The 23474-nt window shown below is 61.0% G+C and carries 21 protein-coding genes and 5 pseudogenes; 7 read left to right on the top strand and 19 right to left on the bottom strand.

Translation table 11 applies throughout. The annotated features are described in order from the left end of the window. From ACAD63_RS13855 to ACAD63_RS13810, 10 genes and pseudogenes are all read right to left on the bottom strand, one after another. Nucleotides 1–126: transposase (locus tag ACAD63_RS13855; protein ID WP_434033993.1), on the bottom strand; the 126-nt coding region annotated here is incomplete at its 3' end. Nucleotides 127–192: 66 nt separating this feature from the next. Then, entirely contained in the window at nucleotides 193–726 is a 534-nt protein-coding gene (locus tag ACAD63_RS13850) for a lecithin retinol acyltransferase family protein (protein WP_434032851.1), read from the bottom strand. A 280-nt stretch (nucleotides 727–1006) separates the two neighbouring features. Beyond that, nucleotides 1007–1096, bottom strand: a pseudogene (locus ACAD63_RS13845) (DUF6036 family nucleotidyltransferase); the annotation flags it as partial. Further along, nucleotides 1093–1734, bottom strand: a pseudogene (locus ACAD63_RS13840) (helix-turn-helix transcriptional regulator). The pseudogenes ACAD63_RS13845 and ACAD63_RS13840, both read right to left, overlap by 4 nt. A gap of 469 nt (nucleotides 1735–2203) precedes the next feature. Then, nucleotides 2204–2341: pseudogene (locus ACAD63_RS13835) on the bottom strand (IS110 family transposase); the annotation flags it as partial. A 212-nt stretch (nucleotides 2342–2553) separates the two neighbouring features. Beyond that, a complete protein-coding gene (gene galE / locus ACAD63_RS13830) occupies nucleotides 2554–3573 on the bottom strand; it encodes a UDP-glucose 4-epimerase GalE (RefSeq protein ID WP_135707089.1) in 1020 nt (339 codons plus the stop codon). Beyond that, nucleotides 3566–4012, bottom strand: a complete 447-nt coding sequence (locus tag ACAD63_RS13825; RefSeq protein WP_434032850.1) for a hypothetical protein — start codon at nucleotides 4010–4012, stop codon at nucleotides 3566–3568. The genes galE and ACAD63_RS13825 overlap by 8 nt, the downstream gene beginning before the upstream one ends. Further along, entirely contained in the window at nucleotides 4009–4296 is a 288-nt protein-coding gene (locus ACAD63_RS13820; RefSeq protein WP_434032849.1) for a hypothetical protein, read from the bottom strand. The genes ACAD63_RS13825 and ACAD63_RS13820 overlap by 4 nt, the downstream gene beginning before the upstream one ends. Beyond that, nucleotides 4293–5093 (bottom strand): Crp/Fnr family transcriptional regulator, encoded by an 801-nt coding sequence (locus tag ACAD63_RS13815; protein WP_135706552.1) that lies wholly within the window; start codon nucleotides 5091–5093, stop codon nucleotides 4293–4295. The genes ACAD63_RS13820 and ACAD63_RS13815 overlap by 4 nt, the downstream gene beginning before the upstream one ends. Before the next feature lie 294 nt (nucleotides 5094–5387). After that, nucleotides 5388–5510 (bottom strand): annotated as a pseudogene (locus tag ACAD63_RS13810) (IS5/IS1182 family transposase); the annotation flags it as partial. Between the two features lie 210 nt (nucleotides 5511–5720). Between ACAD63_RS13810 and ACAD63_RS13805 the strand changes: the two are divergent. Both ACAD63_RS13805 and ACAD63_RS13800 read left to right on the top strand, forming a co-directional pair. Further along, a complete protein-coding gene (locus ACAD63_RS13805) occupies nucleotides 5721–6308 on the top strand; it encodes an SCO family protein (protein WP_133096758.1) in 588 nt (195 codons plus the stop codon). Between the two features lie 94 nt (nucleotides 6309–6402). Continuing rightward, nucleotides 6403–6630 carry a galactose oxidase early set domain-containing protein gene (locus ACAD63_RS13800; RefSeq protein WP_135706554.1) on the top strand — a complete coding sequence of 76 codons (228 nt, stop codon included), beginning with the start codon at nucleotides 6403–6405 and terminating at the stop codon, nucleotides 6628–6630. Nucleotides 6631–6880: 250 nt separating this feature from the next. Here the strand turns inward: ACAD63_RS13800 and ACAD63_RS13795 are convergent, their stop codons facing one another. Genes ACAD63_RS13795 through ACAD63_RS13785 form a run of 3 tightly spaced genes read right to left on the bottom strand, consistent with a single transcriptional unit; the run spans nucleotide 6881 to nucleotide 9573 of the window. Further along, nucleotides 6881–7375: a hypothetical protein gene (locus ACAD63_RS13795; protein ID WP_167884637.1), complete on the bottom strand. Its 495-nt coding sequence runs from the start codon at nucleotides 7373–7375 to the stop codon at nucleotides 6881–6883. Next, entirely contained in the window at nucleotides 7375–9345 is a 1971-nt protein-coding gene (locus ACAD63_RS13790; RefSeq protein WP_434032848.1) for an RICIN domain-containing protein, read from the bottom strand. The genes ACAD63_RS13795 and ACAD63_RS13790 overlap by 1 nt, the downstream gene beginning before the upstream one ends. Before the next feature lie 48 nt (nucleotides 9346–9393). After that, complete coding sequence (locus tag ACAD63_RS13785; protein WP_205751685.1) at nucleotides 9394–9573, bottom strand: hypothetical protein; 180 nt, start codon at nucleotides 9571–9573, stop codon at nucleotides 9394–9396. Nucleotides 9574–9775: 202 nt separating this feature from the next. Here ACAD63_RS13785 and ACAD63_RS13780 point away from each other — a divergent pair, with 202 nt between their 5' ends. The 4 genes from ACAD63_RS13780 (at nucleotide 9776) to ACAD63_RS13765 (ending at nucleotide 14898) form a co-directional block, all read left to right on the top strand. Beyond that, complete coding sequence (locus ACAD63_RS13780) at nucleotides 9776–10213, top strand: low molecular weight protein-tyrosine-phosphatase (protein WP_135706556.1); 438 nt, start codon at nucleotides 9776–9778, stop codon at nucleotides 10211–10213. Nucleotides 10214–10241: 28 nt separating this feature from the next. Then, nucleotides 10242–12482, top strand: coding sequence for a polysaccharide biosynthesis tyrosine autokinase (locus tag ACAD63_RS13775; protein ID WP_434032847.1), 2241 nt, complete (start codon nucleotides 10242–10244; stop codon nucleotides 12480–12482). Nucleotide 12483: 1 nt separating this feature from the next. Further along, nucleotides 12484–13746 (top strand): lipopolysaccharide biosynthesis protein, encoded by a 1263-nt coding sequence (locus tag ACAD63_RS13770; protein ID WP_434032846.1) that lies wholly within the window; start codon nucleotides 12484–12486, stop codon nucleotides 13744–13746. A gap of 138 nt (nucleotides 13747–13884) precedes the next feature. Continuing rightward, complete coding sequence (locus ACAD63_RS13765) at nucleotides 13885–14898, top strand: hypothetical protein (protein ID WP_434032845.1); 1014 nt, start codon at nucleotides 13885–13887, stop codon at nucleotides 14896–14898. Between the two features lie 6 nt (nucleotides 14899–14904). Here ACAD63_RS13765 and ACAD63_RS13760 read toward each other — a convergent pair whose 3' ends face one another. The 5 genes from ACAD63_RS13760 to ACAD63_RS13740 all read right to left on the bottom strand — a co-directional run bounded on the left by ACAD63_RS13760 (nucleotide 14905) and on the right by ACAD63_RS13740 (nucleotide 20894). Beyond that, nucleotides 14905–15846, bottom strand: a complete 942-nt coding sequence (locus tag ACAD63_RS13760) for a glycosyltransferase (protein WP_135706560.1) — start codon at nucleotides 15844–15846, stop codon at nucleotides 14905–14907. A gap of 220 nt (nucleotides 15847–16066) precedes the next feature. Continuing rightward, nucleotides 16067–17104 carry an NAD-dependent epimerase/dehydratase family protein gene (locus ACAD63_RS13755; protein ID WP_434032844.1) on the bottom strand — a complete coding sequence of 346 codons (1038 nt, stop codon included), beginning with the start codon at nucleotides 17102–17104 and terminating at the stop codon, nucleotides 16067–16069. 14 nt (nucleotides 17105–17118) lie between these two features. Beyond that, nucleotides 17119–18306 carry a glycosyltransferase gene (locus ACAD63_RS13750; protein ID WP_255519770.1) on the bottom strand — a complete coding sequence of 396 codons (1188 nt, stop codon included), beginning with the start codon at nucleotides 18304–18306 and terminating at the stop codon, nucleotides 17119–17121. Between the two features lie 39 nt (nucleotides 18307–18345). Further along, nucleotides 18346–19725, bottom strand: a complete 1380-nt coding sequence (locus tag ACAD63_RS13745; RefSeq protein WP_133096748.1) for an undecaprenyl-phosphate glucose phosphotransferase — start codon at nucleotides 19723–19725, stop codon at nucleotides 18346–18348. A gap of 173 nt (nucleotides 19726–19898) precedes the next feature. Further along, nucleotides 19899–20894, bottom strand: coding sequence for a GlxA family transcriptional regulator (locus ACAD63_RS13740; RefSeq protein ID WP_135706561.1), 996 nt, complete (start codon nucleotides 20892–20894; stop codon nucleotides 19899–19901). Nucleotides 20895–21448: 554 nt separating this feature from the next. Here ACAD63_RS13740 and ACAD63_RS13735 point away from each other — a divergent pair. Further along, nucleotides 21449–21610 (top strand): annotated as a pseudogene (locus ACAD63_RS13735) (IS6 family transposase); the annotation flags it as partial. A 26-nt stretch (nucleotides 21611–21636) separates the two neighbouring features. On the opposite strand, the gene ACAD63_RS13730 reads toward ACAD63_RS13735, so the two are convergent. Further along, entirely contained in the window at nucleotides 21637–23433 is a 1797-nt protein-coding gene (locus ACAD63_RS13730; RefSeq protein WP_434032843.1) for a right-handed parallel beta-helix repeat-containing protein, read from the bottom strand. Nucleotides 23434–23474 lie beyond the last annotated feature (41 nt).

Raw genomic sequence — 23474 nt, 5'->3', positions numbered from 1 at the left:
CGTCAACGTGCCCTTCGGAATCCCCAGACGCTGCGCGGCCGACTGCAGCGTCAGTCCCTGTTCCAGCACCAGTCTCACGGCCTCTGCCTGAAACTCTTCCCCGTACGTCTGTCTTGCCTTGCTCATCTGTGCACACTCCTGATCCACGATCTTAATCTAAGGACCAAGCGTGTCCGCCTCGATCAGGCTACCTCACAGCACGCGGAGTATGCGCATGGGGTGGATGGCGCATTGGCGGACCTGCTCGCTGCGGGCTTCGCCATACAGGCACCAGGTACAGAAATGTTCGCAGTTGTTGCTCAGCAGGCGATAGCGGTTCTCGCCCAAGCGCGAGCGTGCCCGCCTGACCACTTGGTCGCTGGTAAAACGCGGCAGCGACTCGGTTCTTACCTCGATGCCGTGGCCGGCGCCGAAGTGTTCTAGGCTCAGCTCTTCCACAGGCCCCGTGTGCAGCCCACGGCAAAGGCCCGCATAGTGCAGCACGCGGCCGTTGCCTACATATATGCCGTGGTGGCTGTAGCCGCGACGCTGCGTGACCAAGTGTGCGCCAAGCGGCGGCTCGCCTGCCGCTTCGCACTGCGCGACCGGCGCCTGCCAGCCTGCCTCGCTACCCTTCATTGCTTGCTCGCCGTCGCCTAGCGCGGCAAGTACCTGCGTGGCAGCGTCGGCGATGCACAGCGCGAGCATGGTTGCATTGGCACTGCGGCTGATCTGTTCTCTCTTCATGATTCATACCCCGACATCAGATTTGAATGGACAGGAGGGGTAGCTGTCTCTGTGCTGCAGTATGAGAAACAGGGCTCACGCTTGCGTCGCACAAACCTCAAATTTTCTTCACGACGCCCACGGACGGCGGCAACCGCGGCGTGGGCGACTCTAGCGGTTTCGGCGCAGCGGTACTTGCGGGCGGCAAGGGCAACGCTTTCCATCCAGCCAATGCGCGGGGATCAGACGGCGAGCGTGAACCGTCCCGCTGCCGACGAGCAGCTTCCTCGCGAGAGGTGGAGATGGACTGGCTGCCAACGACAACGAATTCATATTCGTTCGTGATGTCGGCAGCAGCGCGAATGATGTGTTCCAGATCTTCCCGCTTCATTCCTGGTCCCCGAGGACAACGCCTTTTTTCAACGCCTGAACCTGTGCTAGCACTTCCTGCCGAATGGCATCTGGTAAAAGCGTGGGCAGCGGAGACGCCTGGCGCAGTTCTTGAGCACGCCGAGTTCGGCCAAGGGCTTTGCGCCATGACTGTTTCGCAAGAATCGTTTCCCACTCGGACCAGAGTGAATCAGACCGTGTGTCTCCCTGCGCGCGCCATCGCCTGAGGACTTCTCGGGCCCGGTCCAGTAGCGCTGGGTCATCCTGAATCAGGCGGATTGCTTCCTTGTGGAGCGCCATGCTTTGCAAGTCTTGAGCCTCATGGCGGCTTGGATCAGTCCTTACCCGAACCTGAACCTGCGGAATGGCGCGCTTGGATTAGGCGGCCGCAGAGTTCGCGGGCGCAGGTTGAAAAGTATCGCTGACCAACAGGGCAAAGTCACCGGCAACCCCCAGCACGGACATGACACGCAGATATGTGCCCAGGGTTGGCGCCGGGTCGCCTGCCTCAACCGCAGCGAGGGTCGTCCGGGAGATGCCGACGCGCTTGGCCATCTCAACCGTGCCAAGGCCCTGAGCCTTCCGCAAGCGTTTGATGCGGTCGCCGAGTATGCCGCGGGCTGCGATAAAGAACAACAAATGGGTCGCAGAAGCAAAGAGCCGTCGCTTAGCGAGATATTGATCGATGCGCCGTGGTGGGTATCTGCAGTGCTGGCCGTGGGTACCTACATTGTGTTGCGCGGGGTCATCCCCGCGATATTCGGATCGAGCCCATTGTTGACGGGCATTGCCTTGTTAAGCCAGTCGTTAGCCTGGGTTCCCGCCGCCATGTTCGGCTTCCTCGGTGTGCGGTCATACATCCATGCGCGGAGCAGGGCGCGGGCAAGGCAGCAAGAGGCCTCGGTTAGAGCTCGGCGGTCCCGCATGAGCCGACCGTCGTCTCGGGGTAGTCGTCCTTCTTGTGCATGTATGGACCCGACGCCTTTTGCAAGCTTCTTGTTCGTGCTGTCGAAACGGTCTGCATGCATGTATCCGGCTTGCCTGGTGGGCTCTTGCCGAAGCATGCCCGCAGCCTTGATGAGATCCGCGCATCCTGTCCTTACATCCCCGGCTTTAGTGTGCGCACAGCCTCCAGGAGCGAGCCACGCGAGACCATCGCTCGATGCACAGGCCGTCCGCCGCGGTCGGCGCCATGGAGCTGGAACACATGTTTGGCGAGATCGATGCCGAGGATGTCGATTTCTATGATGAACCTCCACGTGTCAGGTTAGGCCGACAGTGTCCCCCGAAGGGAGGCGCCGGGAAAAAATCCTCTGCAATATGTGAGGCGTCACATATTCATGAATTCCGGCCGACCCTCAAGTAAGCACAACTTCGAATCAAGGTCGCCGACCGGTAGGCCAGCACTGTGGCGCGCGTCCGCTGCAAACAGGGATGGGGATGGAGGATAGAGCGCCCTCAGGACGCGAGGCCATCCGGGTTCATCGACTGCCAGCGCCACGAATCCACGCACATGCGGTCAAGATCGTGGCGCGCGCGCCAGCCGATCAGTTGGTGCGCCAGGCCTGGATCGGCATAGCAGGCGGCGATGTCGCCGGGCCGGCGCGCCACGATCTGGTAGGGCACCGCTCGCCCGCTGGCGCGCTCGTAGGCTGCCACCACCTCCAGCACGCTATAGCCCCGGCCGGTGCCGAGATTGACCGTCAGGCCCTGACCACGCTCGCGCAGGTAGACCAGCGCCGCCAGGTGGCCGTCGGCCAGGTCACACACATGGATATAGTCGCGCACCCCGGTGCCGTCGATGGTGTGATAGTCGCCGCCAAACACCATCAGCTGTGCGCGCCGGCCGGCCGCCACCTGCGCCACATAGGGCATCAGGTTGTTCGGCACGCCGCCCGGGTCCTCGCCGATCAGGCCGCTTTCGTGCGCGCCGACCGGGTTGAAGTAACGCAGGTAGGCAATGCGCCAGGACGGGTCGGAGCGCTCCAGGTCGCGCAGGATCTGCTCGCCCATCAGCTTGGTCTGGCCATAGGGATTGGTGGCCGAGAGCGGGAAATCCTCCAGGATCGGCACGCTGTGCGGGTTGCCATAGACGGTGGCCGAGGAACTGAACACCAGTTGCCTGACCCCTGCCGCCTGCATGGCCGAGCACAGCGTCAGCAGGCCGTTTAGGTTGTTGTCGTAATAGGCCAGCGGCTGTGCCACCGAAACGCCCACCGCCTTGAGCGCGGCGAAATGAATCGCGCCGGCAATCCGGTGGCTGGCGAACACCTGCTCCAGCAAGGCGCGGTCGCGCACATCGCCCTCGACGAAATGCGGGGTTTTGCCGGTAATGGCCGCAATCCGCTCGACCACCACGCCGTTGCTGTTGCACAGATTGTCGAACCCGATCACCTGGTAGCCCGCTTCGAGCAGCGCTACCCAGGTATGCGAGGCGATATAACCGGTGGCGCCGGTCAGCAGCAGGGCTTCAGAGATGGTGGGGGGGCTGGTTGGAGCCATGGTTGGAGCCCTGGTTGGACCGATTGAGTCGGCCATTTGTGCGGTGGGCGTGATATCCAGACAACCCCGCGGACAACCCCGCGGACAAGCCCAGGCCAAGCAGCACGCCTGCCAGGTCGATGCCGATATCGAGCCAGCGTGGGTGCCGGCTGATCGCGAATACCTGCAGCCCCTCGCTCAGCAAGGCCAGTCCCAGCAGGGCCAGCACAATGCGCGACGCCCGCCAGGCAAACGGCCGCGCGGCAAGCTGCCAGGCCATCGCGGCGAACAGCACCAGGTGCGCCAGCGACGATAGCGGAAAGGGCGCATGCAGGTTGCGCTCGATGCTGTCGCGCCAGGCCCCCGGGATCTGGGTGCCCACCAGCAAGGCGAGCGCGAGCAGGAATGGCATGCCCCAGGCCATGCGACGTGTCATGAAAACCCTCCGGCCCGATTCAAGATCTGGCTTGCCGTGTACCGCGGCCCGATCACCGCGTGGATTGCGCCGGCAGCGACCAGCTGGAGCCGGCCGGCACGCGCAAGTACTCGCTCGTGTCCGCGCGGCACTCCCGGTTTGCTTCGGCGCAGTTGCACGCCATTGGGCACGCCCCCCACCACATTGGCGCGGGCCTGGCCGAGCCGCCTGAGCGCCTCCGCCACCTTGTCCAGCGCAAGCAGCCTGTGCGCGGCCGGCTGATCGGATCGGACAAAGGTATTCACAGGCAGCCCCCCGGATGAAGGGATGCGGCAGGGCGGAAGCGCGCCTCGCTCTCCTCGGCGCGCGCGGGCTCCGGCGTAGCGGCCGGGAACAGCCGCTCGTACTCGTGACGCACCAGCCGGTAGCAGCCGCAGGCACACAGTTCCAGGCCGCCGCGGTCAAGCACCGCGATGCGGCCCCGGCTATGCTGGATCAAGCCTAGCTCTGCCAGCCTTCCCACCGCCGCCGTCACCCCTTCGCGCCGCACGCCGAGCCGTTCGGCGATCGACTGCTGGGTGATCGCAAGCGCGTTCGCCCGCCGCCGGTCGGTGGCGAGCAATAGCCAGCGGCACAGCTGCTCGGTGACAGAGTGGTGGCGAATGCAAAAAGCGGTCTGTGCGACGTGCGTAAGCACGGCGTGCAGATAGAGCAAGGAGACGCGCCGGATCGCAGCCGACTGAATGAACGCCTGCCTGAACGTGTCGGCTGGCAGCTGGTAGCCAAGACCCGCGCTGCGGACTTCCACCCGGTATGGCATGGAGCCGCCGCCGGTCAGTACCGGGATCCCGATCAGGCCTTCATGGCCGATCATGGCGACTTCCATGCTCGCGCCGTCTTCCAGTTGGACCAGCATCGAGACCACGGCCGTGGTCGGGAAATAAATATGATGGATGCATTGCCCCACGTCGCTTACCAACTGCCCGGGAAGCATCCGTATCAGCTCAAGGTGAGGCGATATGGCCTGCCACTCCTTGCCCGGCAAGGCGCCCAGCAGGTGATTGACGTGCGAACCCGGCACACCCGAACCCCGATTTTCCATTTTTGCATCCTCCGTGCGGCGCCGTGCGAACGTGCCGGGCCAGTACAGCTACCGCTCTCCGGCACACCGGCGTCGATGCCCGGCTGCTGCATCTCCAGGGCCAGCGTGATGCCCGCCAACCCCGCGCCGATGATGCAGACCGTCGTGTGCAGCACGCTATCCTGCTCAACCCTTCTGGTATCAATAAGCATCCCTTCTCCCTAGTTGCCGGTTTTGGGGGCGAATGCCTTGTCCTGCATCTTCCTATGTGGCTTTCGCCTGTGTGCGCCAATATGCCGCCAACGGCAGCCAGGCGCGCCTCGCAACATGCCAGTTGAGCGCGATGTCTTGCGCCTCACCGCGCCTTTCAACGCCTTGGTATCCGGCATCACTGAACACATCGCTTTCCTCGCCATGCAGCAGTGCATGAGCTTTGGTCCAGACAGATCGGCATTCTGTGAGCGACTCCGCACAGATGACGTCGCTTGAAAAGTCGCAGCCTTCTTTTATGATTAATTGACTTCGACATCGCGCTCTGGGAATCGCAATTCCCCTGCCGGGGAAAGGCTTGGCCTGGTTCCTGTCTAGCAGCGCCAGTGTCCTATACCATCGAGCCGATGAAAAACTTGTGCTTGGAGGCGTAATAGCATGACGTCATGGACCCGGCGTGCGTGGCTTCGGGGCATTTTCGCAAGCACCTTCGCTGTCGCGTCTCGCGACATATACGCGCACGTCGGCATCGGTCCGGTCAAGCCACCACTGCCTATTCCCGACATCTGGGTCATCGACGAGGCCGGCCGAAGGCGGCGCCTGCAAAAGGTCCTGTCTGGCGGCGTTTCCGCGGTGCAGACAATCTTCACAGGCTGCAGTTCGGTTTGCCCGCTACAGGGCGCGATATTTGGCGCGGCCCAGGAGGGGATAGCTCAACTGCGTTCACGCTATCCAGTTCAGTTGTTGTCGCTCAGCATCGATCCGCTTTCCGATTCCCCGGCCGCGTTGCGCGCATGGCTCAAGCGATTCGACGCCGGCCCAGCCTGGCATGCCGTGACGTCGCCCGTTGGCGAGGTAGAGCAGATCAGGGCGGCGCTCGCCGGCGGCGCATCGCGCCCGGGCATGGAGAGCCATTCCACGCAAGTTTATTTCTTCAACGAGGCTGCGCAACTGTGCTGGCGCAGCACCCCCTTGCCACGGGCGGAAGAAGTCCTGCGCGTTCTGGCGCATCTGGCCCAAGCTTGACTGCTGTGGTCCCCAGGCAAGACAGCACCAAACCACAACCACCAACTGTCATGACTCCTGCTTCCCAACGCCGGGTATTTCCTTCGCTGTGACCATGAATACCTCCGTCACTGCGTTTTCTCTCATTCGGCGTTCATCGGTAACGCATTCGTTGAACAACGAGTTACGCCGGGTTCCGGTGAGCCGCACCGTCGGTACGGCGGGCGAATACCTGATCAATGTCCCGTCCAATCCCGGCATCGTCGTCCCCGGCTATTACCTGCTGTTTGCTCTCAACAAGCAGGGCGTGCTGAGCGTCGCAAAGACGTTGCGCGTTCACTGATGATTTCGGCGATGTGCGTACGTCGTTTGTATGCGGTCTTAGGCCTGGCGTTGGTCGCCGCCAGCGCGACGGCGGCTGCGGATGCCAGCCCGGTTGCCGAGCTGGGGCAAGCCATCTTTCAAGGGAATTTGGACGTTGCCGCGCATTTGCGGGGTGATGCCCGCCCGCTGCCAGCAATCGCAAAGCGGTGCGCCAGCTGCCACACGCCATCGAGCGGGGCACCCGCATTTGCCCCGCAGTTGACGGCGGGCTATTTGCTTGGTGCGATTCCCCGTCGAGGAGGGCCAGCCACGCGGTATGACCGGGACGCGTTCTGCAGGGTACTCGCCACCAGTATCGATCCGGCGACAGTGATGCTGGCGAAGTCGATGCCGCAGTACGTGTTGTCGGATGACGAGTGCACGGCGTTGTGGACCTTTCTCCTGACCCAGTAATCGGGCTTGCGCCGAGTGACGCGCAGGCGGTGTTCGTCAAAGCAAGCGCCCGCGTTGGCAATCGGGCTGAAATCAGCCATCAGCCCACGCGTGAGCGTGGGTGTCGCACGCGGGCCTGAGCGAACGACGCGTTTCTGCCTGGCTCCCGGCCAATCCGGCAGCAACCCGCGCTCAAATCGCAGCGGGCGGGTGCCACCCCGCAAATCCGCGGTGAGCGCGGACTCGCCGTGGAAGGCCGCGCGTCTCCATTCGGCGGCCAGCGCCAGACTGAAGGCGGCGAACCAGCCTCGTTTGCATATTGCGCGGTCCATCAGCGAATGCGCAGCGTCCTGGCGATGCTCGGCACTCCATTCGCATTCAAGGCAAAAAGCATGTAATAGCCGGGGAGGGCGATGCCGGGATCGGACGGGACATTGATCAGGTATTCGCCCGCCGTACCGACGGTGAAGCTCACCGGGACCCGGCGCTGCTCGTTGTTCACCGAGTGCGTTGCCGATGCCAGGCGAACCAGCGAGAACTTGCTCACGGCGCTACTGGTGGTGACAGCGATAGAAGTACCGAGGCTGGCCTCCGACGGTGCCGAGACAATGGCGGGCCGCGATGCTTCCGAGCCGTCCGCATTCAGCAGGTAGGGCGGCGTCAGGATCTCGACGTTGGGATGGTTGGTCGAGCAGCCGCCGCAGAGGCCGCCGCCGCCGCTCAATACCCGCCCGTCGGGCAACAGCAGGGCCACGCTGTGGTAAGTGCGCGGCGTGGCCATCGGCGCCAGCGGCCGGAACTTCTCGGTGGCGGGATCCCAAAGCTCAGGGGTGAGCACGGCACGGTCATCGGAGAACGGCATCGGGTAGGTCTGGCCGCCGAGCACGACAACCTGGCCGTTTGGAAGTACCACGCTGTTATGGAAAGCCCGTGCATACGCCATTGAGGCGATCTGGCGCACCGTGGCGATGCCACCGTTGATATCGATGAGATTGGCGTTCGCGCTTGCCCAAACATAATCGTAATTCGGCGCGCCTCCTATGGTGAGGATCTTGCCGATGTCGTACATGACTGCGTTGCCGTTCATGGCATCGGCGTCCCCGCCGCGCTCGCCGGCCCAGGTAACACTGCCGTTGCCGGCAGTCTCGACCCAGTTCATGCGCCGGCTCGGGCCTGCGTGAAATACACGGCCATTGGACACGGCGAACAGCCAGGCATGGTTATCCGCACGATAAGGGCCGGCAATATCACCGGTGAGGAAGTAGTCGTCCAACACTGCAGCGTTGAACTGCCAGCCAGCACCCGGGAGCCAGGTTTCGGCATCCTTGTTACCCGTGGTGGTACTCCACGACCCACCCAGGGTAAATACGCCGCCATTGGTTAGCGTGACGCTGCTGTTGTATCCGCGGCCACGTGTCATCAGCGGGCCCGCGGACCACGAGGACGTGGCGGGGTCGAAGATGCTAGTCTTTGTTTCGCTGGAACCGCCATTGACCAAGATCCGCCCATCGGGAAGATTCGCAATGCCCGGACAGAACATGTCGTGGCCAGTGTTGCTGACAAGCGTTTCGGTGGAACTTCCGGTGGCAGGGTCAAAAATGGCGGTATAGGTCTGGCCACCGTCGCCGCCGAAATTGAAGCGGTCATAGGAGGACCACACGAGTACCTTGCCGCTGGGAAGGTTGGCCGCCGCGACCGGTACCATCGGAAGCGTCTGTGGCGCCGTCCACTTTGACGGCAGGGTGCCGGCCTGCGGGGGCTGGCTGCCCAGGCCATCGATTGTCCAGGCTTGGCTGGTGGTGCCGTCGCACGGCATCTGCACGACTGCCTGGCCTGCCTGCGGATTCCCGCCCCCCTCTGCGACGAGACATTTGCCGCTATGCGCGGCTACGATCGCGTAGCCCGTGCTCTGCTCACGCAGCGTGAAGCGCTGGTTCGCGCCCGAGTGGCAGGCCCATTGAATCGCCGGAGCGCCCGGGGCAGTGCTGATGCCGAAGATGTCCAGGCATTTTCCGCTGTGCTGGGCGATGGACTCATACTGGGTGCCGTCCAGCCTGAGCGCCCAAATCTGGTTTGCCTGGCCATTGCACGCCCAGACAATCACTGCCGCTGCGTCTTCCTGCGAAATTCCTGTGACATCGGCACACAAGGTGGTTCCACTGAGGCGCAGCGAGCTGAGCGCGGCACCGGGCGATTGCGCCACCGCTGGCCCGGACAGCGCCAAGACCATGCAAACGGGGCCGATGCAGCCAGGCAGCCATGCCGTCTTGAATCCGGCAAATCGTCGGGGAGAGGGGTTCATGGCAATGAGTGATGGTGGTTCCTTGCCAGGGCGGCGGCACGGGCCTGGTCAAGCCCGGCCCAGGGCTCTACCGTCGGTGGCCACCAGGCAGCGCCGGCCGGCTTCGGTAAACGCCTGCACCGCCCACTCGACATAGCGCTGGCGGTGGCCGGTGAAGTCAGGCTCGACAATAAGTACGGTTGGCTCAGACGTGGCGCTTCCCGGGGTCTGCAAGACTGCTGGATGCATAAACACTAGCATTGTCCGTTGCGCGCCAAACGCCAATCGGCATGCCGGCCATGGCGGATATGAACGGATCGTGTGCGCTGCCGCACGATGCCGCGAGCCACCGGCCGGCGGCTGGCCGAAAGCAGCTAGGCGATGGCGATTGCCGGCGATGCGCGTACGGTAAGTTGTGGCTCACGACGAACCACCATGCGGGGTTCCTGAGATGATTCGCTCGGTATTGGTCGTCTGCAACGGCAATATCTGCCGCAGTCCCATGGCAGAAGGGCTGCTGCGCGAGGCCTTGCCCGGGTTGTCCGCGCAGTCGGCTGGTCTCGGCGCCTTGGTTGGCGAGCCGCCGGACCCCATTGCCGTGGGCCTGCTCGCGGAACGAGGTGTCAATATCTCCACGCATCGAGCCCAGCAACTCACCCGTTTCCTCGCGGTTCAGGCTGATCTCATCCTGGTAATGAACAACGACCAGAAGGGCGATGTCCAGTGCCTCTATCCGCAAATATCTGGCAAGGTCTTCCGCCTGGGCGAGGAAAGCAACGTGGATATTCCAGACCCCTATCGCGAACCGCGCCAGGTCTTTGAGCAGGCGTTCCAGCTGATCCAGCAGGGCATTGGCGCCTGGGTGCGTCGCATCCAGGCGCTCGGCTAAACCGTGTTGCTTGCATCAAGGTATCGCAATGACCCAACGCCCTCCTTATTTCTCCGTAGCGGCGCCGCAGGACGACGAAATCAATCTCGTCCGATACCTGGACGTCCTGACCGCAAACCGCTGGTTGATCCTCGCGATCGCTGCCATGGTGCTTGCGCTCGGTGCCGCCTATGCCTTTTTGGCTCGCCCAGTCTATCAAGCCGACATCCTGATACAAGTCGAAGACAGTCCCAACAATGCGAAGAGCTTGCTGGGCGATGTCTCAAACCTGTTCGATGTGAAGGCTGAGGCTGCTGCCGAGATTGAAATCCTGCACTCGCGCATGGTGGTGGAAAAGGCGGTCGAAAGCTTGCACCTCTATATCGAGGCGCATCCAAAATACTTCCCCCTGATCGGAAACTGGCTGGCAAGCAGGAATAAACGTCTTTCCGTGCCCGGTCTGCGAGGGTTCGGTGGATACGTGTGGGGTAGTGAGGCGATCCAGGTAGCCATTTTCGACGTACCTGCCGAACTGGAAGGAAAGGCCTTCACCCTGCTGGCGCTTGGCAATGAAAGCTTCCGCATCGAGCAGGGTGATCTCGACAAGCCGATCGAAGGCCGCGTTGGCGAAGCGTTGAAGGTGGAACAATCGGCCGGTGTCATCGAGTTGGAGGTAACGGAGCTTAAAGCCAACCCCGGCGCTGAATTCATTCTCGTGCGCAAGTCCAGACTCAAGACGCTGCAGGAGTTGCAGCGCCATCTCGTTATCGCGGAGCGTGGCAAGCAAAGTGGCGTCATCGGCGCATCGCTGGAGGGCTCCGATCCCAAGCTGACTGCCCGCATCCTTAACGAGATCGGTGAAGAATACGTAGCGCAGAACGTCAAGCGCAAGGCCGCCGAGGCAGAGAAATCGCTCGTGTTCCTGAGCGACTTGCTCCCGCAACTCAAGAGTGAGCTGGAACGCACCGAAGCAAGCTACAACGCCATGCGCAACAAGCGGGGCACTTTCGACCTGAGCGAAGAAGGCAAGGCCTATCTGCAGGAGAGTGCGGCCGTCGAAGCGCGGTTGCAGGAGCTCAAGCAAAAGCGAACGGAACTGGTGAACCGCTTCACGCCGAGCCACCCGGCGATAGTCGTCATCGACCAGCAGATTGCTTCGCTCAGCGCCAAGGTTGGCAGCGTGACCAACCGTATTAAAGCCCTGCCTAACATGGAGCAGGACACTCTGCGCCTGATGCGTGATGTGAAAGTCAACAACGAGTTGTATGTGGGGTTGCTCAATAGTATGCAGCAACTTAGATTGGTGAAGGCTGGCAAGGTGGGCAATGTGCGCCTTGTCGATACAGCGCGCGTGCCGGAAGAATCCGTCAAGCCGAGAAGGGTGATAGTTCTCGCACTGGCTGCAGTACTCGGCGTGACCTTAGGCGTGGTGGCGGCCTTCGTCCGCAATGCACTTCATGGTGGCATCAAGGATCCAAAGGACATCGAGCGGCATACGGGGCTGAATGTTTACGCCACCGTGGTGCTATCGCAAGCGCAGAAGGCAATTGCCGAAGAGTTCCATTCCAGCAAGCGCGGCAACCGCCTCTTGGCCAGTCGTTGCCCCAACGATCCCGCTATCGAAAGCTTGCGCAGCCTGCGTACCGCTCTGCAGTTTGCCATGCTCGATTCTGGCAACAACCGCGTTCTTGTTGGCGGCCCGACCCCGGGTGTGGGAAAGTCGTTTGTGTCTGCCAATCTGGCGGCGGTCATCGCGGGGGGCGGCAAACGCGTACTGTTGATGGACGCAGATATGCGCAAGGGCTGCCTGAACCGGCATTTCGGCAAGGCTCGGGAGCCTGGCCTATCGGATGTGCTGGCCGGTTCTGCAGGGATAGAACAAGTCATCCATCGGGAGGTGGTGGAAGGGGTAGATCTGATTTCCGCCGGAACCGTCCCGCCAAATCCTGCCGACCTCTTGTTGAGCGAGCGCATCCTGCAGCTGCTGGATGCGGTCAGCGGTCGCTATGACCTTGTGCTGGTCGATACGCCGCCGGTGCTGGCGGTGACAGATGCGGTCATCCTCGCTGCGCAATGCGGCACTGTGTTCCTGGTTTCCCGGTTCGGGAAAACAACAATAGAAGACTTAGCCGAATCCGGGAATCAATTTCGGCATGCGAATGCAGAGGTGAAAGGCGTAATATTTAATGCGCTGGATCCGATGGCGTTCCGATATGGCTATGGCAATAAATATGAGCGCTATCGACATGCATACTTCGCCGATGGGGCAATTGACGGAAGGTTGAAATAGCATGACCACGGCAGAACTTCAAACGGGTACAGCCACGGCAATGGAACCCGAAAAGAAAAGCCCGAGAATCCGTAATTCTCTGATCGCCATGGCGGGCGTGATTGGCGGTCAGCTCGCAAATTTCGGGGTGATGTTCTTGATTGGCAAGAATTTTGGCCCCGCTAATCTGGGGCGATACAGTTTTCTGGTGGCGATAGCACTGTTTATCGGTTCCGGCATTGGCCTCCGTTATGAGCTGGCCTGCGTCTCGCGCCAGTCGGAATCTGCCATGAGCGCATTCATTCATGCCTGCGCATTGGCGGCTTTGCTATCGGTTCTGTTAATTTTAATTGCCGCTCCCATCTATGGCGGGGTCGCGCTTGCAGTGATTGCAATGGCGTTTTCCGTATTCTTGCAAAACGCGCTGGGTTTTGTACTCAACACCGGTGAGAGATACCTTGGCATGGCTCTCGTACGATTGATGCCAAATCTTGTATTTTTGGTATTCTTGATTATTTCCTGCGGTATTGGTTTTAATGAAAGAATCGAGCCGCATGTTTTTGAATTACACGCGCTGATGGCTGCTTTGATTACGGTTACATCGATTCCCTGGTTTGTGGCGTTTAAGAATATCCCCCGTGCCGGCATGGGGATCAGATTTTTCAGGGAAAATTATGGGTTCGCGAAGTACGGATTTCCGGCAATTTTGTTGAACTCATGCATCATCTATGCGATGCCGATTTGTATTCCCGTGATCTATGGCAAGGAGATTGCTGGAATATTCGCATTGGGGTATCGGGTCGGGATGTTCCCGGTAGCACTCTTCACGCAAAGTATAGGGGCAGTCTTGCGTCGAGATCTGCTTGACAACAACTACTCGAAGCCGGCGTTCAAGAAGGTAAGCGAGTACCTGGGGATAATGAGCTTGGTTGCGTTGCTTTCCATCGGGGCAATCTATATAGGCATCGATATGCTGGTGAGACAAGCGTTGGGAGGAAAATGGAACGAAGTAATTCAATTTTTTACGATACTCGCTCCATCCTTCGTCGCCGCCGCTGTCTTTGGGCCGATCTCACAGGTATTTATCGTATTCCGGAATCAACGCCATGAATTTCTGTTGCAGCTTGCATCTGCGGTGGCAGTACTGCTTATATTCGCCAGCGCGTGGCAAGGAAATTTTCAACCAAAGATGACCGCATCCCTATTGAGTTTGTCAACTACGGTGTTTGCTGTTCTGGGCGTGCTGGCTGCGCTCCGGCTGGCGAGGAGCGGGATCGCAAGCTGATGGCGATGTGCCTTATGAGCTCCTGGCGAGTGGATCCGGGGAAAGCCCGTTCGTACGGTCGATGGCGTTGCCTATGGTGAACATTCGATGCGAGTAGCGAAATTTAAAATTGGCAGTCGCAGAAGATTAAGTGCGGGCATGTCCCTGAGTCTGTGGCTTCTGATTTCCGGATTGCTTCTCGGTGCCGCGATCTGGCATGAATCACTATTGCCTGCGCGCTTCATGCTTGATAAGGATGTGCTGCTTGAACGCATGGCGCAACACCAGTCGCCAGTCGTGTTTGGTGATTCCTTTGATAATTTTGCCTGGCTCTACAGAACGGCTGGCTTGGATATCTTTTCGCTCTCTGTTTTGGGCTGTTTGGTCTCGTTATCTGCTTTCATTCTTTTCATTCGAGCAGCTGGGGTTCGCGAACTGAAGGTTGTGGAGTGGCTGGTGCTGGTGTTCTGGATGGTTACTGCGGTCGTGTATGCGGGGTTGCCATCCAAAGAAATTGTAGTGCTGGCTATTGTTGGAATTGCGCTGTGCTGCAAGGGTAAGATGGCGCGCGTTCTGATGTTTTTGGTGTTGGCCGTTTCCTTTGCGCTTTATTTTAGGGGGTATTGGGCAATTATTATTGCTGGGTGGTTGCCACTGTACGTGCTGGGGGTGAAAGCGTTGCGACCGCTCAGATTGATATTGCTGATCCTGCTTTGGTATGCGGTGCTTTCCGTGGTATTTCAGAAATATCTCGGCGGCGGGCTGCCGTTAGGGCGGGAAGTGGGAAACGAGTGGAGATCGGCGACTGAAGTGGCGTCGTTAATTGAGTCGCCACTTCCGTTTCGCGGGTTTATTTTTGATATTGTGAACGTTGTCATTATTCTGGCTACGTTCGTCGTGCCGGTTCCGCTGCTGTTGTCGGGTAGTGCGTCGCAAGTTGTTGGTGGCGTCGGACTTTTGTTGACTTTCCACATGCTTTCCGCGTCCTGGCGTCGAATTCTCAAGATGCCACCAAATTGCTCGGTCGAACACAGGCAAATGTTGTCATTCGTTATTAGTTTTCTTTGTGTGCAGGCAATCTTCGAGCCGGACTACGGTTCCTTCCTTCGCCATCTATCAGCGATTTCTCCGTTGATCTTGTTTTGCTGCCTGGCATCCCGAGATGGAAGCTAATGAGGATCAGTATATAGCGTGTGGATGAAGAAAGGCACGGACGCCTGATTGATTGATGACCGTCTGCCAGGTCAGTTCCTTGAAGCGCTCCCGGTCATTTGGTTTGGCGTGATCTATCTGCTCGCCGGTAAGCGAGCCGAAGATATCCGCGCCGGTGACAATGCTTTCTATGCTCAGTTGTTTGCAGCATTCAAGATTGGCGGGGGCGTCGTTGCAGATGACCGGTTTTCCGAGTGCTGCATACTCCAATAGTTTGGTTGGTGTCTGGTAGCAGTGTGGACGGTGATACGGGAAGTAGCAGATCGCCGCGCGTGAACTGGCGACGAGCTTCAGGGCATCCGGCTGAGGAAGTCTGCCGGCAAAGTGGATGCCAGGTACGGAGCGGAACTGCGCATGGAGCTGTGGCTCCGGCTGGCCTATTAACAGCAGCTTGCGCCCGCTCTTGGCGAAGCGTCGTTCGAACGCCTTAAGCACCATGTCGAAATGACGCTCCCGGCTCATGTCCCCTACATAGCAAAAATCCGCCACGAGGTCCCCGGCCTGCGGTGCCGAGAATTCGGGCCCGAAAATCCAGTTCGGAACGCCCATCGGCAGGAGGATTGAAGGAATTCCGTCATTGAAGCGCATTAACTCTCGTTGCCGATCGTTCTGGAATATGCGCAGGTCCGGTTTGGTGTTGAGGTAGCGCTTGGCAAGATCCTTGAGCTGGGCGAGTCTGCCGACCGAAAGGGAGCGATAGTCATGGATAGCACAGGCTGCTGGTATGGCCTGGTGGTAGAAGCCCATGAGGGCCCAGAGGATTGTGTTCAGTCGGTCCGGAAGGTGCGCCAGGTCATCCAGGGTGCCTGAACCGACGTGGAAGCCCCAGTCTGCAAGGTGGCTGGAATAGGCGGGAACCTCGGGATAGTGGGCCTTTCCCGGGTGCAAGATGAAAACTGATTTCTTCATGGTCGAGAGGAAGGAGTACAGCCAATGTGCAATTGCCGCTCCGCGCCTGAGGAGCAGCAGTGGTGAAGGGAGTCAGGTCGAGAGTGGCGGTGTTCATGAGGGAAGATCTGAGCAATAGCACCTGCTCTGAATCCTCCCTGACGTTCAAGCCGCCGATCACCACAAGCGGCTGCCGGTTGAAGCACTGCAATGTCAATTTGCATTTTGGTGTCGGCAGTAGTCATTTCCAGTCGTCCGGACACAGGGCCTGCCAATCGCGGAATGCGCTGGTCAGGTTGTATTTGAAGGAGTAGTCCGACGACAGGAGATAGCTGGGAACGATATAGTTGGGCTGCACCAGTTTGCGTACCCGTACCGGGCTGAACAGTTGTCTCATCCCGACCAGACGAGCAACCAGACTGATACTATGGGATGCGAACAGCAGAAGTGAGAAGGGAACCTCCGGAACGTGGCGCTTGATGCCGGCCGTATCGCAGACTGCGTCGACGTAGTCGCGAATAGACGGTGCCGGCTCCATGGACATGTTGAACAAGACATAAGGATCCTGCTTCTCGATCTGCTGCTGGTGCACCCAGAGAAGCGCATCGACCAGTTCCTTGACATAGACTCCGGCCTTGCGCGTATTCTTGTTGCCCATGTAGAAGAAGTATCGGCGCATAACGGCTTGAATCAGTCGGGACACATTGCCGCCTTCTCCTGGGCCAAATACGACGCCAGGACGCGCGATCGTCAGCACCCGCCGTGCTCGATCTTCATTGAGCCAAGCGAGATGGATCTTCTCGGCTACCAGCTTGGAGCCGCCGTAGGCCGAGGTGGGAACCGGCAATGAGCTCTCGTCGCGCTTCTCATCGCTTAGCCCGTATGGCGCGATCGAGCTAGTGAAGGCAATGCTCCTCGCATTTGCGCGACTCGCCCATTCGCAGACGTGCTCTGCGCCAAGGATATTCGTCTCGTAGTACTCGTGGATCAGATGACCCGGTTCGCGATGTACTGCGGCGAGATTGGCGACAAAATCAACTTTCTCTTGCGGCATCCACTTGATCGGCTGACGCACGTCACCCAGCACCTCGGTCGCGCCTGGAGTGGACCGGACCATATCGAGTCGGAAGCGGTTATGCTTGGTCTCAATAGCCTCGTGATCGAACAGATAGATTTTGCGATATCGGCCGCTCCGTCCGAGACTTTCTGCCAGGAATGCACCGATAAAGCCGTTGCCGCCGAAGATGACAGCGCATTTGCCATTCGAGATTTCGTCCATAGTGAACTCCCACACTAGTGGGGCTTGGAAGGTCCGATATATATCTGCTCAAGCTCATCCAGAAACCTGCCCTGCGCAAAGCGCTGCCGGGCCGCCTGCTGCCCCCCGCTCGCAAGATCGGTGTGCAGGGAAGAATCTCCGCGTAAGCGCTCAAGACAGCTCACGGCCTCGTCAGCCACCGAGAACAGAAGGCCATTGATGCCATCGTCAATGACATCTACGTTGCCGGCACAGCGACTGGCCAGGACGGGGAGGCCGGCAGCCATGGCTTCGATCACAGATATGGGCATCCCCTCCCAGGCGGCGGTAGAGAGATAAGTGTGCGCGGCGTGGAGGATGTCACGTACGTCCTGGCGAGTACGCCATCCTGACACGCGAACGCCGGCATCGATGAGCACGGCCTTGTTGGCTGTGTCACCGTCACCGATCCACAGAAAGTCGAATCCCTGGCCTGACAGCCGCCGCGCGATCTCGGCGAACAATTCGAAGCCCTTCTGCCGCCGGATGCCGCCGGCAGTCACAACTGTGAATCGTGCGCCGGACCTCATAGCGCTGGTTGAAGCCTCCCACTGGGACGGGGCGAAGAAGTCCACGTCGACGGCGTTCTCGAGCAGGATGGCGGGTCGTCCCAGTGAGCGTTCGATGGCCTGTGCCTCACTGCGGGAGCAAGCCACATAGCTAGCCCGACCCCGTGCCGCAACGGCTTCGAGCAAGGTGAAGATTCGCCTCCGGGTGCGCGAGATGTCGGTTCTCATGAAGGAGATGCAATGCGGGCTATACAGCGCTCTCAGGTCAGACCGCCAACCTAGTGTGGCCATGCGACCGACGAATCCAGCAAACGAAGAATGCATGTGAAGCACATCCGGGTTGAGTTCCTTCAGCTTGCGGCGAACTTCAATCAGGCTGACAGGCAGGTCTTTGGGGCCCATCGGTAACGCATGGAGTGCCACATCGCGATGAAACAGGCCGGCGAGGTTGGATGGAGTTTCAGGCCGCTGGGAATAAACAACGCTTATCTTGTGCCCGCGGGCCGCAAAGTGGTTGGCGGCGAGACAAACCATCGCCAGCGTTCCTGTCGCTGTTGACTCAATCAAGTGCGTGATCTTCATGGGGAAGGACTGATCAAGAGCAGCTGCGCAGAACGTGACCGGCGATTGCGCCGTGGCGGCCTCGGCGCATTGGGTATCGAGTTTTGTAAGCATGGCGTGAACCTTCCCGTTCGAGAAACGCAAGCTTCGGTTTCAGTACGCGTTGCTTTGCCTCAACCCTTTGAAGATGGTCGCGGCGATGATGCGCAGGTCCAGCGCAAAGGACCAGTTACTGAGGTAGTAGAGGTCGTAGGCAATGCGGCCTTCCATTTTTTCGATGCGGTCGGTCTCGCCGCGGTAGCCGTTCACCTGCGCCCAGCCGGTAATGCCGGGCTTGATGCGGTAGCGGTGGATATAGCCGGCCACGATCTTCTGGTACTGGTCGTCGTGCTCGATGGCGTGCGGGCGCGGCCCCACCACCGACATGTCGCCGCGCAGCACATTGAAGAACTGCGGCAGCTCGTCCAGGCTGGTGCGCCGCAGGAAGGCGCCCACCCGCGTGATGCGCGGGTCGTTGCGGGTGGCCTGCGTGAGCACGCCGGTCGGCTCGGTGTGCGCGCGCATGGAACGGAACTTGTAGATGGTGAAGACCCGGCCGTCGGCGCCCTTGCGCTTCTGCTTGAACAGCACCGGCCCGCGCGACGACAGCTTGACCGCCACGGCTATGGCCAGCAGCAGCGGCGCCAGGCCGAGCAGCACCGCCGCGGCGAACAGGCGGTCGAAGATGTCCTTCTGCATCAGCGCATTCGGCGAGATCGGTGAGGCCACCAGGTTGATCGCGTGCATGCCGATCAGGTCGATCATGCCAGCGTCGAACAGCGCCACGCTGCGCAGGTCGGGCATGAAGCGGATATTGATCAGCTCATCGCGGTATTCCCGCACGAAATCGAGGATGGCGGGTTCCTGCGACAGCGGCAGCGCCAGCCACAGCTCGTGGATCTGCTGGGTGCGCAGATAGCGGTGAAAGGCGGCGCGGTCCTCGAAAGTGGGCACCTTTGCGTTGAGGCCGCCAACGCCGGGCGCCACATTGAAGGCGGCCGCCACGCGGAAGCCCGAGGCCCGCGACGAGGCGACACGCCGGATCACGGCGTCGCAATGCGCGCCGCTGCCGACTACCGCCACATGGTGCAGGTTCATGCCCGCGCTGCGCACATGGCCGAGCACGAGGTGGGTGGCGAGCCGCGACAGGATCAGCAGGCCGCCGGTAGTGGCGGTCCAGTAAGTAAACCACAGGCGCGAGATCAGGTCGGCGCGGTGCAGCGAGAACATCACCATCACGCCGCACAACTGCACCAGCAGCCAGGCCAGCGCGACTTGCCCGGCCAGCCCGAGCATGGAGCGGTCGCGCCAGGACGCATAGATGCCGAAGGCGGGAAACAGCGCCAGCGTGAACGCGGCCGCCAGCGCGATGACCACTTCGTAGAAGCCGCCCTGCGTCGCTTCGTCGAAGCGTATCTGCGAGGCCAGCGCGGCCCCGGCAAAGACCAGCGCGACGTCGAGCACGCGCGCCAGCAACCCCTCGAGCTTGAGCATTTCGCCTCTCCCGTCTTTCCCAAAGCCGTACCGCCACCGACCCCTGCCATCCCACCGCTCAGGCGCAGCCCCGTAGGTATCGGTCCACGCGCACGAGGTCGTCTTCAATGCCGTCCCCGGCTTGCCCCGTGCGCGAGGCAGCGGCGCTGGCGCGCCGCGTGCCGCCCATGCCGTCAGCCGTCGGCCTGGCTCTTGCTGCGCTGGCGGAACACGGTGGGAGAGATCGACATGCGTTTGCGGAAGATCTTGGCAAGGCGATCGCCGTTGCCCATGCCGCAGCGGCGCGCCACCTTGTCGACCGGCAGGTCGGTTTCGGCCAGCAGGCCGCAGGCGGAGTCGAGCCGCGCCTGCAGTAGGTAGTCGGACGGCGTCACGCCCATTTCCACCTTGAAGCGGCGCAGGAAATTGCGCTCGCTCATGGCGGCGACCTGGGCCGCATCGGCGATGGAGATCGACTGCTCGCAGTGGTTCTGCAGCCAGCGCGCGGCGGCGAGAATCTTGTCAGCCGCACTGGTCATGCCCACATCCGCCAGCGGCGGCATCAGCTTGGCACTCCAGGTCGGCATGACCCGCGCGGCCACGGCGCGCGCCACGTCCAGGCCGAGATCGCGCTTGATCACCGTCAACGCGCCTTTCATCGGCTCGTACTGGTCGCTGGCGGCCTCGGCGGCCTCGGCGGCTCGCAGCGGATGGACGGTGGCGCCGTGCGGCGGCTCCATCGGCTTGAGGATGCCGGCCGCGATCAGCACGGCGCGCCCCTCTGCGATCGGCTTGACCGCGGCGGTCTTCGGATGGACCGCGCGCAGCCAGCGCAGCAGCCGCTCGTCGGCGGCCGCGGTGCGCGCGCCATCGCCGCCGGCGATAAACAGGAGATCGAAGCCTGGCTGCTGGCGCGCATCGAGGCCGTCGGTCCAGACCCGCACCGAGGCCGAGCAGGCGATGCTGCCGCCATCGACGGAGATGAAGCAGACATCGTAGGCCAGCTTCTTGCCGCTGGCGGGAGACGAGACCTTGTTGGCCGTGTGGAAGAGCTCGGCCACCAGGCCGGCGCCCAATAGGGAAAAACCGTCGAATAACAGAATACCGACGCGCCTGGCGCTGCATTTGAAACGATCGGTGGAGGTGGAGAACCAGTTTATGGAGGCTGGTGCTAATTGCGCGTCCGGCATTTTGATTACCCCATTATTACTGATCGCTTCCGCAGCGGACTTTGTCGTGCTGCATTGCAGCGTAGCCACTCTGCAATCGTCGGAGTGCGCCCTGTCTGATGCTGACGAGATCTTGGCGGAAGGAATGCAAAAAATTCTAAAAATGCGATGCAAGTGCCTGTAACAAAAGAAAATATGACTTAAGAGAATTGGTGATCACCTTGGTGCAAGCATTGGGAAGAACTCCTTATTGGGCACTATAGAGGCTGCGCTGCAACGCAGCATGCCACGCACCAAAATGAATGTTTGGAAATCCACATAACTAACCGATTCGGTGCATGCCGAATATTTATTCAAAGATTTGTTCACCAATAGAAGTCATTTTTTTGCCGCTGTTTCAGGAATGAAACAGGAAACGCATATTTTAATGAGAATAATTCCCCTTCAATTTGTTTCGCGCTGCGCAGGTGCGTCGCTGGTGTCGAGCAACTGCAGCCCGGGTAGCAGGGGAGGCTCCGGTGCAAATCGTAGGGGCCGGTGGGTAAGCTCGGATTTTTGACGAGCGCGAGCCTGCAATGAGTACGCTCAGAGACATCGACTGGTCGTTCAACGGGCGGCACTGCGACCGCGAACTCATCTTGGTACCTGCGCATACGACGATCATGCGCTGGGTCCAACGCTTCACGCCGGAGTTCGTCAAGCGCTCGGATCGGAAGGGAGCTGAAAGGACGCCTCGCCGCAGCGGCACGGCCAGCCGCGGGCATCAGAGGCTGGCGTTATTGGCCAGCATCATGCCCGAGCCGTTGCCGGCCGCGTAGTGGCTGGCGCAACTGACCGAACTGTTTCCCGTCACCGACATGCCGGTGCAGCCGTACAGGTGGATGTTCGTGGCGCAGTCGCGCACGAAGTTGCCCGAGACGACCCCGCCAGTCCGGTTGACCACATTGATGCCGTATGCGCCCGGTGCGTCGAATCCGGCTACGACATTGTTCACGACGACGGCGGCGGTCCTGCTCCAGGCCAGGTCGATGCCGCTCTTGGTGCCATTCAGGCCAAGCACGGTGTTGCCGTTGATGACCGGGTCGGCCACGTCATGGCAGCTGATGCCGACCTTGCCCATAAAGCGGATGTTGTTCCCGCTGATGGTCGGGTGGTCCTGGTATTGCGCCCAGATGCCGATCGTCTCAATCGCCGCATTGCACAGGATGCTGTTGTCGGTGACGGCAATGCCCTGGCCGCGGTCGTGCCATGTGACCGTCAACATTGGCGAACCCGCCGCGATGGGCTTGCTTGCCAGCAGCGTGGTGCCATCGATGTTCGCGACATAGGTTTGCGCCGGCACCCCGCCTCCGGTCAAGAGCTGGCCGACCTGAATCGTGGGATTCGGCGCGGCGAGCCGTACGCGCCTGGTGCCATCGGCGATGCACGCCTGCTTGCCCACCACCACCGTGTCGGTCTGCAGCCCCTGCAGCAAAATTGCCGCTGCGGCATGCCCCTGGGTCAGGTCCACGGTATTGCCGGAAATCACGCACTGCACGGCGCCACCGTACACTGCGATGCCCGCATGGATGGGGCTCCAGCTGGCGCCGCTCTTGTCGGTGCTGGCGCGATCCAGTTTCACGGTGTTGGCGGTGATGGAGCAGGCAAGCGAGCGTGCCACCGCGATGCCCCACCATGTGGCGCCTTCGCAGGTGTTGCCGGCGATGGATGCGTTGTTCAGGTTCTCCGTCACGATACTGCGCCGGAAGGGCCCCAGCACGATGTTGCCGACAATGGTGCAGAGATTGTCCTGCCTCGGCGACGCGCCGTTGTGATAGTGAGCCAGCCCTTCCACATGAATGCCGATCCGGCAATCCTGGCCCGCCATGGCCGTGACAAGGTTGCCGGTGATGGTCGCCGCACAGCCCCAGATCGTGATGCCGTCGCCCCGGTCCTCGCCGGTTCCGGAGGTGGAATCGCCCGGGCCGCCCCCCGCGCCAATGCAATCGAGAATGCGGTTGTTGGCGATGATGAAGTCGTGGTATTCGCCCTCCGACTCGACCGTGATGCCATTCTGGAAACCGCGGATGGTCGAGCGCGTGACCGTGCCCAGGTCGGCGCGGAACAGAATGCCGGTATTCCGGCCACCTGCCGGCGCCTGGAGCCGGTTTGGATTGGTGAGCACGATGCCGTCGAATTCGCAGCCATCCGCCTTGACGGTAATGGCGGCCATGGTGGCAATGCCGGCCGAAAATCGCAGTTCGCCCGCGCCGCAGATGCGGGTTTTCCTGCCTACGGTCAGCGGCCCGGTCAGGTTGAAGGTGCACCCCCCGGGAACGGCCAGCTCCGCGGCGCCGCTGTCGAGCGCGGCCTGGATGGCGCGGGTGTGATCGAGCATTGGGGCGCCTGACAGGGCGTCCTGCCGCATCGCGGGGGACATGAAATCGAGCACGCTCGGAGATTCGGGCTTGCGGCCATCCGGCACGCTTGCCGCCCGGACCGGGGGGGAGAATGGGTTCGCCAGCGCGGCGCCTGCGGTGGTGGCCAGTCCGGCCAGCAGATTCCGTCTCAGCCTGCTCATGTCCTTGCTCCGCGGGCGATGCTCGCCCCTGCGCTTCGCCG

It is taken from the genome of Cupriavidus sp. a3 (assembly GCF_051015765.1).
In the GTDB taxonomy this organism is placed as follows: Bacteria; Pseudomonadota; Gammaproteobacteria; order Burkholderiales; family Burkholderiaceae; genus Cupriavidus; species Cupriavidus oxalaticus_A.
The sequence above is the reverse complement of the archived record's forward strand: the minus strand, read 5'-3'. Positions and strand labels throughout refer to the sequence as shown.